The organism is Acidovorax benzenivorans (genome assembly GCF_028680575.1).
Classification (GTDB): Bacteria; Pseudomonadota; Gammaproteobacteria; order Burkholderiales; family Burkholderiaceae_C; genus Acidovorax; species Acidovorax benzenivorans.
In genome coordinates, this window is record NZ_JAPCKI010000016.1 from 46,289 (window position 1) to 61,207 (window position 14,919).

The 14,919-nt window shown below is 64.5% G+C and carries 13 protein-coding genes; 11 read left to right on the plus strand and 2 right to left on the minus strand.

What is annotated here, in order from left to right; genetic code table 11:
• Positions 1–33: 33 nt before the first annotated feature.
• The 4 genes from rsfS to rng all read left to right on the plus strand — a co-directional run bounded on the left by rsfS (position 34) and on the right by rng (position 3,670).
• Positions 34–900 carry a ribosome silencing factor gene (rsfS, locus tag OIN59_RS20430; protein WP_274113306.1) on the plus strand — a complete coding sequence of 289 codons (867 nt, stop codon included), beginning with the start codon at positions 34–36 and terminating at the stop codon, positions 898–900.
• 71 nt (positions 901–971) lie between these two features.
• On the plus strand, positions 972–1,439 hold the full coding sequence (rlmH, locus tag OIN59_RS20435; protein ID WP_007858784.1) for a 23S rRNA (pseudouridine(1915)-N(3))-methyltransferase RlmH: 468 nt from the start codon (positions 972–974) through the stop codon (positions 1,437–1,439).
• A gap of 100 nt (positions 1,440–1,539) precedes the next feature.
• Positions 1,540–2,154 (plus strand): Maf family protein, encoded by a 615-nt coding sequence (locus OIN59_RS20440; protein WP_274113312.1) that lies wholly within the window; start codon positions 1,540–1,542, stop codon positions 2,152–2,154.
• Between the two features lie 25 nt (positions 2,155–2,179).
• Complete coding sequence (gene rng, locus OIN59_RS20445) at positions 2,180–3,670, plus strand: ribonuclease G (RefSeq protein ID WP_274113314.1); 1,491 nt, start codon at positions 2,180–2,182, stop codon at positions 3,668–3,670.
• A gap of 24 nt (positions 3,671–3,694) precedes the next feature.
• Here the strand turns inward: rng and OIN59_RS20450 are convergent, their stop codons facing one another.
• The gene (locus OIN59_RS20450; RefSeq protein ID WP_274113316.1) at positions 3,695–4,303 is read right to left on the minus strand and encodes a glutathione S-transferase family protein; all 609 of its coding nucleotides are present in this window, start codon (positions 4,301–4,303) and stop codon (positions 3,695–3,697) included.
• A gap of 93 nt (positions 4,304–4,396) precedes the next feature.
• Between OIN59_RS20450 and OIN59_RS20455 the strand changes: the two genes are divergently transcribed.
• A complete protein-coding gene (locus tag OIN59_RS20455; RefSeq protein WP_274113318.1) occupies positions 4,397–5,350 on the plus strand; it encodes a helix-turn-helix transcriptional regulator in 954 nt (317 codons plus the stop codon).
• 33 nt (positions 5,351–5,383) lie between these two features.
• On the opposite strand, the gene OIN59_RS20460 is transcribed toward OIN59_RS20455, so the two are convergent.
• Positions 5,384–6,115, minus strand: a complete 732-nt coding sequence (locus tag OIN59_RS20460; RefSeq protein ID WP_274113320.1) for a TorF family putative porin — start codon at positions 6,113–6,115, stop codon at positions 5,384–5,386.
• 172 nt (positions 6,116–6,287) lie between these two features.
• On the opposite strand from OIN59_RS20460, the gene OIN59_RS20465 reads away from it, so the two are divergent.
• The 6 genes from OIN59_RS20465 (at position 6,288) to OIN59_RS20490 (ending at position 14,911) form a co-directional block, all read left to right on the plus strand.
• Entirely contained in the window at positions 6,288–7,262 is a 975-nt protein-coding gene (locus OIN59_RS20465) for a magnesium and cobalt transport protein CorA (protein WP_274113322.1), read from the plus strand.
• 229 nt (positions 7,263–7,491) lie between these two features.
• Positions 7,492–7,590 carry a potassium-transporting ATPase subunit F gene (locus OIN59_RS20470; RefSeq protein WP_108616196.1) on the plus strand — a complete coding sequence of 33 codons (99 nt, stop codon included), beginning with the start codon at positions 7,492–7,494 and terminating at the stop codon, positions 7,588–7,590.
• A gap of 1 nt (position 7,591) precedes the next feature.
• Positions 7,592–9,397 (plus strand): potassium-transporting ATPase subunit KdpA, encoded by a 1,806-nt coding sequence (gene kdpA / locus OIN59_RS20475; protein ID WP_274113326.1) that lies wholly within the window; start codon positions 7,592–7,594, stop codon positions 9,395–9,397.
• 9 nt (positions 9,398–9,406) lie between these two features.
• Positions 9,407–11,506 (plus strand): potassium-transporting ATPase subunit KdpB, encoded by a 2,100-nt coding sequence (kdpB, locus tag OIN59_RS20480; protein WP_274113329.1) that lies wholly within the window; start codon positions 9,407–9,409, stop codon positions 11,504–11,506.
• Between the two features lie 10 nt (positions 11,507–11,516).
• Positions 11,517–12,089: a potassium-transporting ATPase subunit KdpC gene (gene kdpC, locus OIN59_RS20485; protein WP_274113331.1), complete on the plus strand. Its 573-nt coding sequence runs from the start codon at positions 11,517–11,519 to the stop codon at positions 12,087–12,089.
• 50 nt (positions 12,090–12,139) lie between these two features.
• Positions 12,140–14,911 carry a DUF4118 domain-containing protein gene (locus OIN59_RS20490; protein WP_274113333.1) on the plus strand — a complete coding sequence of 924 codons (2,772 nt, stop codon included), beginning with the start codon at positions 12,140–12,142 and terminating at the stop codon, positions 14,909–14,911.
• Positions 14,912–14,919: the final 8 nt, after the last annotated feature.

A 14,919-nucleotide genomic window follows, 5' to 3' on the forward strand; every position in this document is an offset into this window, starting at 1 on the left:
TATTGATTCCATTCCCTTTCTAATCACCGCCTGATGACCACCTCCACCAAATCGGAAACCGCCGCCAAAAAAGACGTCACCAAACTCCAGCGCGCCATCGTTGATGGCCTGGAAGACGTCAAGGCGCAAGACATCCAGGTCTTCAACACCGAGCATCTCTCGCCACTGTTTGAACGGGTGATCGTGGCATCGGGCACCTCCAACCGCCAGACCAAGGCCCTGGCCGCCAGTGTGCGCGATGCGGTAAAGGAAGCTGGTTTTTCCAAGCCCCGCATCGAAGGTGAAGACAACGGCGAATGGATCATCGTGGACTGCGGCGCGGCTGTGGCGCACATCATGCAACCGGCCATCCGCCAGTACTACCGCCTGGAAGAGCTGTGGGGCGACACCCCCGTGCGCCTGAAGCTTGGCGCGGCCAAGCCGGTGTCCAGCGCGGCCACGGAGTTGGCCGAGAAGAAGTCGGCCCAGAAGGCGGCCAAGTCGGACGCCAAGGCGGCGGGCAAGGCGCCAGCCAAGAAGGCGGCGGCCCCCACCGTAGCCGCCCGTTCGGGCAAGGCCACCGTCAAGGCGGTCGCCAAGACCGCCGCCAAAACAGCACCCAAGCCCGCTGCAAAAACTGCAGTCAAGGCCGCACCCGCCAAATCGGCGGCCAAGACCAGCGCTACCAAGACAAGCACCGCCAAGCCAGCCAGCAAGACCACTGGCGCAGTCGCTGCCAAGAAGCCCGCGGCCACCAAGACCCCTGTCAAGACGGTGGTGGTCAAGCCCGGTGGCGCCAAGAAGCCTGCGGCCAAGAAGTCGCCAGTTGCCAAGGCCCCTGCACGCGCGGCTGCCAAGCCAGCGTCCGCATCGGGCTCCAAGCCTGCGGCCAAGAAGGCACCTGCTCGCAGCAGGGGCTGATCCGTTTCCGCTGCAGCGCGCTCTATCCCTTGCGCGCGCTGCGGAGGTCACTCAAGCATCCAGGTTGATCCATGAAGCTGCTGATAGTGGCGGTTGGTCAGCGGGTGCCCGACTGGGCGCAAACCGCATACGACGACTACGCCAAACGTTTTCCGCCCGAACTCAAGGTGGAGCTCAAGGCCGTCAAGACCGAGCCGCGCGGCTCCAAGACGCTGGAGACGCTGTACGCCGCCGAGCGTGAGCGCATCGAAGCCGCCATCCCACGCGGCACCCGCGTGGTGGCGCTGGACGAGCGTGGCACCAACCTCACCACCAAGGCCCTGGCCGAGCGGCTCAAGGGCTGGCAACTGGGCGGTGACGACGTGGCGCTGGTCATTGGCGGCCCCGACGGGCTGGACCCGGCCTTTCGTCAGGCTGCGCACGAGCGCATTCGCCTGTCCGACCTGACCTTGCCACACGCCATGGTGCGGGTGTTGCTCATCGAGCAGCTGTACCGCGCCTGGTCGGTGAATGCCGGGCATCCTTACCACCGTGAATGATCTGGGTCCGTGTTAATGATGGCCTGGATTACTCCTGTTTTTATAGCTGCTCGCGCTTGATGAATAAGCGCTAGAGCTGGTTTTTATTCAAAATCCGTTCATGCCTGACTTCATCTACCTTGCCTCCCAGAGCCCCCGCCGGCGCCAGCTGCTCGAACAGCTGGGCGTGCGCCACGAACTGCTGCTGCCCAATGTGGCGGGTGACGAGGCTGAAGACGCCGAAGCCATCGAGGCGGTGCTGCCCGGCGAAGCGCCCACGGCCTATGTAGAGCGCGTGACTGGCCTCAAGCTCGACGCGGCCGTGGCCCGGCGTGCGCGCCGGGGGTTGCCGGATGCGCCCATCCTGTGTTCTGACACCACCGTGGCCCTGGGCCGCACGATTTACGGAAAACCCGACGACGCATCGCATGCCGCGCGCATGCTGGCCGAGCTGGCCGGGCATGAGCACCGCGTGCTCACCGCCGTGGCGCTGCAGGTGGGCCCCAAGCGCCTCAGCGCGTTGTCGGTGTCGCGTGTCACATTTGCCGCCATGACGCCTGCGCAGATCGATGCGTACGTAGCCACGGGCGAGCCGCTGGGCAAGGCGGGCGCCTATGGCATCCAGGGCCGGGCGGCGGCGTATGTAGAGCACCTGGCGGGCAGCTATTCGGGCATCATGGGCCTGCCCATGTACGAGACAGCGCAACTGTTGCGCGCGGCGGGCTTCCCTCTATAAGCAAAAACAACAGGCTTACCCAGTCATGCAACAAGACATCCTGATCAACTGGTCACCCCAGGAAACCCGCGTGGCCGTGGTGGAGCACGGCGCCGTGCAGGAGTTGCACGTTGAGCGCACGCTGGAGCGTGGCCTGGTGGGCAACGTCTACCTGGGTAAGGTGTCGCGCGTGCTGCCTGGCATGCAGTCGGCCTTTATCGACATCGGGCTGGAGCGTGCAGCCTTTTTGCATGTGGCCGATGTGTGGCAGCGCCAGCCCGATGGTGAGCCGCCCGCATTCGCCCGCAAGAACGAGCCCCAGGTGCCGATTGAAAAACAGGTGTTCGAGGGCCAGGCTCTTATGGTGCAGGTCATCAAGGACCCGATCGGTACCAAAGGCGCGCGCTTGTCCACGCAGATCAGCATCGCAGGCCGCCTGCTGGTGTTTTTGCCGCAGGACGACCATGTGGGCGTGTCGCAGAAGATCCCGCCCGCCGAGCGCGATGCACTGCGCGGGCGGCTGCAGGCCCTGGTGGGAGACAAGTCCACGGGCGGTGGTGGTGGCTTTATCCTGCGCACCAACGGCGAAGACTCCACAGACGAAGAGTTGGCCGAAGACATTGCCTACCTGCGCAAGACCTGGGCGCGCATCAAGGAAGCCTCGCTCAAGCTGCCTGCGGGCTCGCTCTTGCACCAGGACCTGGATTTGCTGCAGCGCGTGCTGCGCGATTTGGTGGGTGACCACACCCAGACGATCCGGCTTGACTCGATGGAGCAGTTCCACCGCTTGCGTGCGTTCGGGCAAGAGTTCATGCCCGCTGCTGCTGGCAAGCTGCAGCACTACAAGGGCGAGCGGCCCATCTTTGACCTGTACTCCATCGACGAAGAAGTGGCCAAGGCCTTGGGCCGCCGGGTTGACCTGAAATCGGGCGGCTACCTCATCGTGGACCAGACCGAGGCGCTCACCACCATCGACGTGAACACCGGTGGCTACGTGGGCGCGCGCAATTTCGACGACACCATCTTCAAGACTAACCTGGAGGCCGCCCAGGCCATTGCCCGCCAGCTGCGCCTGCGCAACCTGGGCGGCATCATCATCGTGGACTTCATCGACATGGTGCGCGACGACCACCAGCAGGCCGTGCTTGCGGAGTTCAAGAAGCAGCTGGCGCGCGACCGCGTCAAAACCATGTCGTCCGGCACGTTCTCGCAACTGGGCCTGGTGGAGATGACGCGCAAGCGCACCCGCGAATCCCTGGCCCACATGCTGTGCGAGCCTTGCGAGGTGTGCCAGGGCAAGGGCAGCGTGAAAACCGCGCGCAGCGTGTGCTACGACATCCTGCGCGAGATCCTGCGTGAAGCGCGCCAGTTCAACCCACGCGAGTTCCGCGTGGTGGCCTCGGCGCGGGTGGTGGAGTTGTTTCTGGACGAAGAAAGCCAGCACCTGGCTGGCCTCTCGGACTTCATCAAAAAACCCATCTCGCTGCAGGCCGAAAGTGCGATGGGGCAGGAGCAGTACGACATCGTGCTGCTGTAGCAGCAGCGTTGATCGACCGCGTGCTCAGGCCTCGATCTGCATCGCCGGGCGTGCCTGCACCCGGGCCAGCCAGGCCTGCACATGCGGGTGCGCGTTGACGGGCGCGCCCAGGTACAGGCTGTAGCCCAGCACCGACCCCACCACCAGGTCCACCAGCGAATAGTCGGCGCCCAGCATCCAGGGCTGCATGGCCAGGCGAGCATCCAGCACGGCCAGCAGTTCGTTCAGTCCGCGCATGGTGGCTTCGGCCTGGGTGGCGCTTCGCCAAACCTCCTCGCCCTGGGTCGCCACATGCAGGCGTCCCACCAGCGCGCCGTAGGTCACATAGGACCAAGTGCACCATGACAGGGCCTGCAGCGCCTCGGGCGTGCCTGCAGCGGGCCAAAGCCCGCGCTCGATGCCGTAGCGATGGCCCAGCCACAAATGGATGGCCAGGGCCTCGAACATGGGCGTGCCGTCCACAGTCATCGTAGGCACCTTGCCGTTCGGGTTCAGGGCCAGGTATTCGGGGCGGCGCTGCTCGCCAGCGCGGATGTCGATCTTCACGCGCTCGTGGGGGACGCCCAGTTCGGCGAGGGCGCAGGCGACGGGTGTGGCGCTGGACATGGGGTACCAGTAGAGGATGACGGACATACAAGAGCTCCTTGGGGTTGTGGAAAAAAGGTGTTGCCACTGTAAAAACCATTGCGGACAATTTCGGTCCTCAATAAAAAGTACATTGCCCACATGCTCAGTTCATCGACCCGCCTGCTGCGCTTGCTTTCGCTGTTGCAAACGCGTGCTCACTGGATGGGCGCAGAGTTGGCTGAACGCCTGGAAGTGCATCCGCGCACGCTGCGGCGCGACATCGACCGCCTGCGCCAGCTGGGCTACCCCGTGCATGCCAGCAGTGGCGTGGCGGGCGGCTATGCGTTTCGGGCCGGGCAGGCGTTGCCACCGCTGCTGCTGGACGATGAAGAGGCCCTGGCCGTCTCCATTGCGCTGCGCACTGCCACCGCCGGTGCCGTTGGCGGCATTGAAGAGCCCGCACTGCGCGCACTGGTCAAGCTGGAGCAGGCCATGCCGGCGCGCTTGCGCAAGCGGGTGGACGCGCTGCGCTCGGCCATCCTGCCGCTCGATCGCACGGGGCCAGTGGTGGAGGCATCGTTGCTGGCCGCGCTGGCGTCCGCCTGCCGCGACCAGTTGCGCACCGAATTCAATTACGAGGACGGCCAGGGTCGCAGAGCACAGCGCTCGGTAGAACCGCAGGGCGTGGTGCACACCGGCCAACGCTGGTACCTGGTGGCGTGGGACAGGGTGCGCCGCGACTGGCGCACCTTCCGTATCGATCGCATCGTGGGTGACCCGCAGGTGGGCGCGCATTTTGCGCCCCGGGCCTCTCCCGATGGGGGCGATTTGAAGGGCTATGTGTCGCGCTCCATCTCTGCACCACACCATGCCGAACAGGCGCAGGTGGTGCTGCACGCGCCCTACGCCGTGATGTCACGCCGCATCCCGCAGTCCGCTGGCGTGGTGTTCACCCTGGACCAAGGGAAGCGCTGCCAGCTGGAATGCGTTGCCAATGACTCGTTGGTGTACTGGCTGATGGCCCTCGACGTTGAATTCGAGGTGCTTGCGCCTGCATCGCTGAAGGCGCGGCTGCGCGTGGCGGGAGAGCGGGCTCTGCGGTGCACGTTGTGAAGGCGTGCGACAGGCACCCGAGGAGTAGGAGGGCTACAGGGTTTTGGTCAGCGTGACAATCACGCGCGACTTGTTGACGTGGCCGAAGAAGGCCTTCTTGTTGGCGCCGACCACGGCCGCACCCAGCGACAGGCCACCGCCGAAGTCATACGCACCGCCCAATTGGTAGTCCATGTAGTTGGGCACGCCCAGGTCCTTGATGTCGCTGGCAAAACGCGTGAAGCCCACCGAGGCCTTCACGGTGATGCTGGGCGCCACTTCCTGGGCAAAGCCGAAGTTCAGGTAGCCCGTGTTGCGGCCCTTCAGGCCCGAGCCAGCCTTGGCGCCGGCAAAGCCGAAGTAGTCCTTGGAGAGGGTGTGCGAATACTTGGCGGTGAAGGGCCCCATGGTGGCCGCGCCATACAGCTCGGTGGTATTGCCGTTGCTGTTGCCGGGGTAGATGTAGGTCAACGCGCCCACGTCGAAGTCGGCGCCTGCAGCCTTGAACTTGTAGCCGCCATACAGGTCGGATTCGAGCGAATTGTTGGCCAGCCAGTCCACGCTGGAGTTCCAGTTGCCCACGTACCAGCCGCTGTCGCCAAAGGCGTAGTCGAAGCCGCCTTGCAGCGCGGGCTTGATGGCCTTGGCCTTGGTGGCGTTCTGGTCCTGGCCACGGAACTTGTAGTTGGTGGTCAGGCTGATGTTGCCGGTGAGCTGGGCACTGGCCAGCGCGGGCAGCGCGGCCAGCAGGGCGACGGCGAATACTTTGGAAGAAGCGGGATTCATGGCAGCAAGTTTTGAGAAAAAGACAAGAGCGCAAGCGTAGAAAAGCCTGCGTATAAAGTTCGCAAAAATTGCAGCCCACCCCGTAAATGTTGCGCAAGCCCTTGGGTGCGGGGCGTGGTGGCAATGGCAAGATCGCTGGCATCTTCAAGTCTGTGTTGCAAGGAGTGCTGCGGTGTTGATCAATTGTGTTGTTTACGAGAATGGCACCAAGCTGGCCGACATCCCCGTCAGCGAGATCAGCGAGCACATGTCGCTGCCTGGGTGCTTCGTGTGGGTGGCCTTGCAGGATGCAACGGCCGAAGAACTGGATGAGCTGCAGGCCGAGTTCGGCCTGCACCCATTGGCGGTAGAAGACGCCCGGCATGGCCATCAGCGGCCCAAGGTCGAAGAGTACGCGTCCTCTCTCTTCGTGGTGCTGCACTTGCTTGAATCCAGCGGTGCTGCCGATCCGGTGTCACGGCTTGGTGAACTCAATGTTTTTGTGGGCAAGAACTATGTTGTGTCGGTGCGCAACCGCAGTCAACGTGGCTTTGTGGATGTGCGTGCGCGCTGCGAGCAGGAACCCGAGCTATTGCGCAATGGGCCGGGCTTCGTGCTGTACGCACTCATGGATGCGGTGGTGGACCGCTACTTCCCCGTCATTGATGCGCTGGAGGTGGAGCTGGAAACCATCGAGCAGCAGATTTTTACGCAAGGCGCTGCGCGAGCCAGCATCCGGCGGCTGTATGAACTCAAACAGCGTCTCACGGTGCTCAAGCATGCGGTGGCCCCGCTGCTGGAAGGGACGGCCAAGCTGCACGGCGGGCGTGTTCCGCAGATCTGCATGGGCTCGCAGGAGTACTTTCGTGACGTGGTGGACCACCTGAGCAGGATCAACACTTCGATTGATTCCATTCGCGACACCATTGGCACCGCCATCCACGTCAACCTCTCCATGGTCACCATCGAGGACGGGGAGGTCGTCAAGCGCCTGGCTGCATGGGCCAGCCTGTTCGCCGTGTGCACGGCGTTTGCGGGCATCTGGGGCATGAACTTCGACAGCATGCCCGAGCTGAAATGGCGCTATGGCTATGCGACTGCGCTCGCGCTCATCGCGAGCACCTGTGGTTATCTGTATTACCGCTTTCGCAAGGCGGGCTGGCTGTAGATCAGCCTGCGATCCGTTGTCCTGTCTGGCATTTTTACGCCGTTTTTACGGCGCCCCCTGCAGTCTGTGCACACTTTTTACGGCCACTTTCTGAGAATCAAACATACGTTTTGATGCAGGAGTTGTCGATGGACGTGATATGGATGGCCGCGTTGGCGGCGTTGTGGGTGGTCATGGCCGAGGCCGTTGTTTTGCTGGGCAAGTTTGGCCCGGCCAAGGGTGAGCGCTCATGATCAGTATGGAAATGCTCTACGGCTTTGGTGCCATCGTGGCCCTGGTCTTGTTGGCCTATCTGGTGTTTGCGCTGATCTGCGCGGAGGAGTTCTGATATGGATACCTCTGCCTGGAGCCTGCTGGGGCTCTTCTTGATCGTGCTGGGCGTGCTGGCGTGGCCGCTTGGTAAATGGCTGGCTGCAGTCTGTGAAGGACGGCTCCCAAATTGGATGCATGCCGCCGAAAAACCTTTGTACCAATTGGCCGGGGTGGCACCTGATCAGATGATGCACTGGCGCAGTTATGCGCTGGCGCTGCTGGCTTTCAATGCCATCGGAGCTCTCTTTGTGTATGGCCTGCAGCGTTTGCAGCATCTGCTGCCGCTCAATCCGCAGGGCATGGCCGCAGTGTCGGGCGATTCTTCGTTCAACACCGCCATCAGCTTTGTCTCCAACACCAACTGGCAGGGCTATGGGGGCGAGTCCACGATGAGCTATCTCACGCAGATGCTGGGCCTGTCGGTGCAGAACTTCTTCTCGGCGGCTACTGGCATCGCCGTGGCGTTTGCGCTGGCGCGCGGCTTTGCTGCGCGCCGCACCGATGGCCAGGGCTTTGTGGGCAACTTCTGGGCCGATGTCACGCGCATCACGGCATGGGTGCTGGTGCCCATCGCGTTTGTGATTTCCATCGTGCTGGTCGGGCAGGGCGTGATCCAGAACTTTGACGCCTACAAGGATGTGGCGACGCTGGAGACAACGGCCTATGAAGTGCCCAAGCTCGACGCATCGGGCCAGCCGGTGGTGGGCAGCGATGGCGCGCCGGTGATGGAAGCCAAGACCAGCAACACCCAGACCCTGGCCATGGGCCCGGTGGCATCGCAAGAAGCCATCAAGATGCTGGGCACCAACGGCGGTGGCTTTTTCAACGCCAACTCCGCCCATCCCTATGAGAATCCGACGGCCCTGACCAACTTCGTGCAGATGCTGGCGATTTTTCTGATTCCCGCCGCGCTGTGTTTTGCGTTTGGTCGGATCGTAGGCGACCAGCGCCAAGGCTTTGCGATCCTGGCGGCTATGGCGGTGATGTTTGTGGTGGCCGTGATCGCTGTGGTTTCCGCTGAGAAAGTCGGCAATCCGCAATGGGTGGGCCTGGGCGTGGAGCAAACCGCCAGTGCCCTGCAAGCGGGGGGCAACATGGAAGGCAAGGAGGTACGGTTCGGCATCAATGCGTCGGCACTGTTCGCTGCCGTGACCACTGCCGCCTCATGCGGTGCCGTGAACGCCATGCACGACTCCTTCACGCCCCTGGGCGGCATGGTGCCGCTGGTGCTGATGCAACTGGGCGAAGTGGTGTTTGGTGGCGTTGGCACGGGCCTCTACGGCATGCTGGTGTTTGCCATCCTCGCCGTCTTCATGGCGGGCCTCATGATTGGCCGCACGCCGGAGTACCTGGGCAAGAAGATCGAGGTGCGTGAGATGAAGCTCACCTCGGCCGCCATCCTGGTCACGCCCATTCTGGTGCTGGTGGGCACGGCGATTGCCGTGGCCACGGCCGCGGGCAGGGCGGGCATCGCCAACCCGGGCGCGCATGGGTTCTCTGAAATTCTGTATGCGCTGACGTCTGCCGCCAACAACAACGGCAGCGCGTTTGCGGGCCTGTCGGCCAACACGCCGTTCTACAACGTGCTGCTGGGGCTGGCGATGTGGCTGGGCCGTTTCGGCGTGATCGTGCCGGTGCTGGCCATTGCGGGTTCGCTGGCGGCCAAGAAGCGCTTGCCAGTCACGGCGGGCACCATGCCCACACACGGTCCCTTGTTTGTCACGCTGCTGATCGGCACCGTGCTGCTGGTGGGTCTTCTCAATTACGTGCCCTCCCTGGCCCTGGGTCCGATGGTGGAGCACCTGATGCTCCGGGTTCAGTGAGGTATGGCAATGACCAAGAAAAAAACTTCTTCCGTTTCGCTGCTGGATGCAGCGTTGATCAAGACCGCGCTCTGGGGTGCGCTGGCCAAGCTCAGTCCGTTGGTGCAGTGGCGCAACCCGGTGATGTTCATTGTGTACATCGGCAGCATCTTCACCACGCTGCTGTGGCTGCATGCACTCAATGCGCCTGAGGATGCGAGCATGCGCCCGGCGTTTGTGCTGGCCATCACGGTCTGGCTGTGGTTCACCGTGCTGTTTGCCAATTTTGCCGAAGCACTGGCAGAAGGGCGCAGCAAGGCGCAAGCCGCCTCGCTGCGTGGGCTGCGCAAGGAGACCTGGGCCAAGAAGCTCAAGGAGCCTGTGCACGGTGCTGCGTTTTTGCCCGAGCTGGCCACCAACCTGCGCCGGGGCGATGTGGTGCTGGTGGAGGCTGGCGATGTGATCCCGCTGGACGGCGAGGTGATCGAGGGCGTGGCCTCGGTGGACGAGAGCGCCATCACCGGCGAATCGGCCCCTGTGGTGCGCGAATCCGGTGGTGATTTTTCTGCTGTGACCGGCGGCACCCGGGTGTTGTCCGACTGGCTGGTGGTGCGCGTGGCAGTGAACCCGGGCGAGTCGTTCCTCGACCGGATGATCGGCATGGTGGAAGCCGCCAAGCGCCAGAAGACGCCCAATGAGATCGCTCTGACCATTTTGCTCGTGGCGCTGACCATCGTGTTCCTGGTCGTTACCGTGACCTTGCTGCCGTTTTCGATCTTCAGCGTGCAGGCGTCGGGCGCGGGCACCGTGGTCTCGCTGACCGCGCTGGTGGCCCTGCTGGTGTGCCTGATCCCCACCACCATTGGCGGCCTGCTGTCTGCCGTGGGGGTGGCTGGCATGAGCCGCATGATGCAGGCCAATGTGATCGCCACCTCGGGCCGGGCCGTGGAGGCGGCCGGTGATGTGGATGTGCTGCTGCTGGACAAGACCGGCACCATCACCCACGGCAACCGCCAGGCCAGCGCATTTTTGCCTGCGCCGGGTGTGTCCAAAGAGCGCCTTGCGCGCGCCGCCTTGCTGGCGTCGCTGGCAGATGAAACGCCTGAAGGCCGCAGCATTGTGGAGCTGGCCCGCCGCGCTGGCGTGGATGGACAGAACCCGCAGGGCGTCAAGCTGGTGCCCTTCACGGCCCAGACCCGCATGAGCGGCGTGGACCTGCCCGCAGGCGAGGGGCCGCCGGAATCTGCTCTCACCATGCTGCGCAAGGGGGCCGTGCTGGCACTGGCCAAGCATGTGGAAGCCCTGGGCGGCAAGATGCCTCAGGATGTCATGAGCGCTGCCGACCAGGTGGCCCTGCGGGGCAGCACGCCCCTGGCGGTGGCTGAGGGCAGCCATGTGCTGGGCATCGTCGAGCTCAAGGACATTGTCAAGGCGGGCATCAAGGAGCGCTTCATCGAGCTGCGCCGCATGGGCATCAAGACCGTGATGATCACCGGGGATAACAAGCTCACGGCGGCGGCCATTGCGGCCGAGGCGGGGGTGGACGACTTCCTGGCCGAAGCCACGCCCGAAGACAAGCTGGAGCTGATCCGCAAGTACCAGGCCGAAGGCCGCCTGGTGGCCATGACCGGCGACGGCACCAACGACGCCCCCGCGCTGGCCCAGGCCGACGTGGCCGTGGCCATGGGCAGCGGAACGCAGGCCGCCAAGGAGGCGGGCAACATGGTGGATCTGGACTCCAACCCCACCAAGTTGCTGGAAGTGGTGGAGACCGGCAAGGCGCTCTTGATGACACGCGGCTCGCTCACCACCTTCTCCATCGCGAACGATGTGGCGAAATACTTCGCCATCGTGCCAGCCATCTTCGTGTCCACCTACCCGCAGCTGTCCGCGCTCAACGTCATGCAGCTGGCAAGCCCTTCGTCCGCCATCCTGTCGGCCGTGATCTTCAATGCACTGGTGATCGTGTTCCTGATTCCCCTGGCCTTGCGCGGTGTGCGCTACCGCCCGGTGGGTGCGGCGGCGCTGCTGCGTCGCAACCTGGCCATCTATGGGCTGGGCGGGCTGCTGGTGCCGTTTGTGGGCATCAAGCTGATTGACTGGATACTTGTGGCCGTCGGGCTGATCTGAGGAGATTCTGATGAAAAACATTCTTCGCCCCGCGCTGGTGCTGTTTGCCTTGTTGAGCGTGCTGACCGGGCTGCTGTATCCGCTGGTGGTGACGGGCGCCGCCCAGGCCGTGTTCCCCCAGCAGGCTGCTGGCAGCCTGGTGCAGCGCAATGGCCAGACCGTTGGTTCGTCGCTGATCGGCCAGAACTTCTCTGACCCCGGGCATTTCTGGGGCCGCCCCTCGGCCACCGCGCCCATGCCATACAACGCGGCGGCGTCCGGTGGCTCTAACCAGGGGCCGCTCAATCCGGCGCTGGCCGATGCCGTGAAGGCACGCGTGGAAGCCCTGCGCGCGGCCGACCCCGGCAACACGGCCCCCGTGCCGGTGGACCTGGTCACGGCCTCGGCCAGTGGCCTGGACCCTCACATCAGCCTGGCTGCGGCGCAGTACCAGGCAGGGCGCGTGGCGCGGGCCCGCAGCCTGCCGGTGGCCAGCGTGAATGCCGTGATTGGCAAGCATGCGGAGCAGCCGCTGTGGGGGCTGCTGGGTGAGCCCCGGGTGAACGTGCTGGCACTGAACCTGGCGCTGGATGGCCTGCGCTGATGTGCTCTGACTTGGGCTGACATTTACTTGGCACCGATACTCGTTGATGCATGACTGACATCCAGCGCCCCGACCCCGATGCTTTGATTGCGCAACTGCGCGCCCAGGAAGAGCTGACCCAGCGGGGCAAGCTGCGCATCTACTTTGGTGCCAATGCCGGGGTCGGCAAGACCTGGGCCATGCTCAGCGCCGCGCAGCGTGAGCGGCGTGCCGGGCGCGACATCCTCATCGGCGTGGTGGAAACCCATGGTCGCGCCGAAACCGCAGCGCTGGTGGAGGGGCTGGAGTCGCTGCCCCTGAGGCAGGTGGAGTACCGGGGCCGGAGCCTTTCCGAGTTCGATCTGGATGCGGCCCTGGCCCGCAAGCCAGCCATTTTGCTGGTGGATGAACTCGCGCACTCCAATGTGCAGGGCTCCCGGCATGCCAAGCGCTGGCAGGATGTACAGGAGCTGCTGGCCGCTGGCATCGATGTGTGGACGGCACTCAACGTCCAGCATCTGGAGAGCCTGAACGGCACCGTGGGCGCCATCACCGGTGTGCGTGTGCACGAAACGGTGCCCGACACCGTTCTGGACAATGCCGACGAAGTGGTGCTGGTCGATGCCACGCCCGACGAGCTGATCGCCCGCCTGGGCGCTGGCAAGGTCTACGTGCCCCAGCAGGCCGAACGTGCGGCGCAGAGCTTTTTCCGCAAGGGGAACCTGATCGCCCTGCGGGAGATTGCGCTGCGGCGCACGGCGGAGCACGTGGAAGACGATGTGCTGGGCTGGCGGGTGGAGCAGTCGGGCGCTTCCGGCAGCCGCGTGGCCAGTGCCTGGAACACCTCGGGCAGCATCCTGGCCTGTGTCGGGCCCCATGAAGACGCGGCACAGACAGTGCGCACAGCTGCCCGCCTCGCGGGGCAGCTCAATGTGAAGTGGCATGCTGCCTATGTGGAGACGCCAAGACTGCAGCGCTTGGGCGCAGCCCAGCGCGACAAGATTCTGGCCGTGCTGCAACTGGCGCAGGAGCTGGGTGCCGAGACGGCCGTGCTCACGGGCGACCACGTGGCGCCCGCCCTGGCGGCCCAGGCGCTGCATCTGAACTGCGCCACCCTGGTGCTGGGGCGCCCCGCCGCGCGGGTGGGGTGGCGCAAACTTCTCGCCTCCAAAGGTGTTGCGCGCGAGTTGGCCGATCGGGCGCCTTCGCTCGACATCGTCGAGGCAGCGCATGCGGGCAGTTCGCGGCGCCTTCCACAGGCGCTGTGGGACCGCAACCTTGGCCTGGATGATGATGGAGATGTTGGCGAGCACGGTACAGGGCGTTATCACTGGCAGGGTTTTTTGTGGGCGCTGGGCGCCAGCATTGCCGTCACGGTGCTGGCGACACCGCTGCATGGTTTGCTGGAGCTGACCAACATCGTGATGCTCTACCTGGTGGGGGTTGTCGCGGTGGCCATGCGTTTTGGCCGCGTGCCTGCGGCCATGGCGGCGCTGCTGAATGTGCTGGCGTTCGATTTCTTCTTCGTCTCGCCGCGCCTGTCGTTCGCGGTGAGCGATGTGCAGTACATCGTCACTTTTGCGGTGATGCTGGGCGTGGGGCTGCTGGTGGGGCAGCTCACCGCCGGGTTGCGGTTTGCCGCCGGGGTGTCGATCAGCCGGGAGCGGCGGGCCCAGTCTCTCTTTGAGCTCACACGCGAGCTGTCCGCAGCGCTGGAGACCAGCCAGGTTATCGAGATCGGCGCGGCGGCTGTACAGGGGCATTTTGGGGGCCGCGCCGTGGTGGTGGCGCTGGATGCGTCGGATCGCCTTCAGTACCCCGATGACCTGCCGCCGGGTTTTGACAAAAGTGTGGCGGACTGGACGTTGCGCCAGGGCCAGAGCGCGGGCCTGGCCACCAACACCCTGGCCGCACAGACCTGGCGCTATGTGCCGCTGAAGGCCCCCATGCGTGTGCGTGGCGTGCTGGCGCTGGAGCCTGTGCAGCCCCGCTGGCTGCTGATCCCCGAGCAGGCGCAGCAGCTCGACACCCTGGCCCGGCAGATCTCCATTGCCCTGGAGCGTGTGCACTACGTGAACATTGCGCAGCAGGCCGTGGTGGACATGGAGTCAGAGCGGCTGCGCAATGCCTTGCTGGGTGCGGTGTCGCACGATGTGCGCACCCCCCTCACGGCCTTGATCACGCTCGCCGAAACGCTGCAGAGCGCGCCGCCGCAAGAGACAGACGCCGTGGCCAAAGCCATCGTGCACCAGGCGCACCAGCTCAATGCGCTGGTCAGCAACCTGCTGGACATGGCGCGGCTGGAGAGCGATGTGTCTGGGCAGGCCGTCAATCTGCGGCGGGACTGGCAGTCGGTGGAAGAGGTGGTTGGCTCTGCCATCCGGGCCGCCAGGCCAGCGCTGGGCGACATGCCCGTGCGCACTGAGTTGCCCGCCGACCTGCCGCTGGTGGAGTTTGACCCTGTGCTCATCGAGCGCGTGCTGGTCAACCTTCTGGAGAATGCGGCCAAATACGGTGCGGGGCCGGTGGTGGTGAAAGCATCCACCACAGACAACATGCTGGTGCTGAAGGTGCGAGACCATGGCCCAGGCTTGCCAGCTTCGGTGCGGGGCAGGGAGCACACCCTGTTTGAAAAATTCACCCGGGGGCAGACTGAATCGGCAACCCCGGGCGTGGGCCTGGGCCTGGCAATCTGCAAGGCCGTCGTGCAAGCGCATGGCGGCACAATTACTGCTGCCAGTGTGGAAGGGGGCGGCGCGGAGTTCACGTTCACCATTGCGCGGCGCGAGCCTCCGCCGGTCCCCGGTTTTGATGATGTGGAGCGGGGCGTTTCTGCCCCTTGAAGAAAGCG

Coding starts and splice junctions, on each gene's coding strand:
- OIN59_RS20490 (WP_274113333.1), top strand. CDS start 12,140: ATGACTGACATCCAGCGCCCCGACCCCGATGCTTTGATTGCGCAACTG.
- kdpA (WP_274113326.1), top strand. CDS start 7,592: ATGGATACCTCTGCCTGGAGCCTGCTGGGGCTCTTCTTGATCGTGCTG.
- kdpC (WP_274113331.1), top strand. CDS start 11,517: ATGAAAAACATTCTTCGCCCCGCGCTGGTGCTGTTTGCCTTGTTGAGC.
- OIN59_RS20450 (WP_274113316.1), bottom strand. CDS start 4,303: ATGTCCGTCATCCTCTACTGGTACCCCATGTCCAGCGCCACACCCGTC.
- OIN59_RS20460 (WP_274113320.1), bottom strand. CDS start 6,115: ATGAATCCCGCTTCTTCCAAAGTATTCGCCGTCGCCCTGCTGGCCGCG.
- rng (WP_274113314.1), top strand. CDS start 2,180: ATGCAACAAGACATCCTGATCAACTGGTCACCCCAGGAAACCCGCGTG.
- rlmH (WP_007858784.1), top strand. CDS start 972: ATGAAGCTGCTGATAGTGGCGGTTGGTCAGCGGGTGCCCGACTGGGCG.
- OIN59_RS20440 (WP_274113312.1), top strand. CDS start 1,540: ATGCCTGACTTCATCTACCTTGCCTCCCAGAGCCCCCGCCGGCGCCAG.
- rsfS (WP_274113306.1), top strand. CDS start 34: ATGACCACCTCCACCAAATCGGAAACCGCCGCCAAAAAAGACGTCACC.
- OIN59_RS20455 (WP_274113318.1), top strand. CDS start 4,397: ATGCTCAGTTCATCGACCCGCCTGCTGCGCTTGCTTTCGCTGTTGCAA.
- kdpB (WP_274113329.1), top strand. CDS start 9,407: ATGACCAAGAAAAAAACTTCTTCCGTTTCGCTGCTGGATGCAGCGTTG.
- OIN59_RS20470 (WP_108616196.1), top strand. CDS start 7,492: ATGATCAGTATGGAAATGCTCTACGGCTTTGGTGCCATCGTGGCCCTG.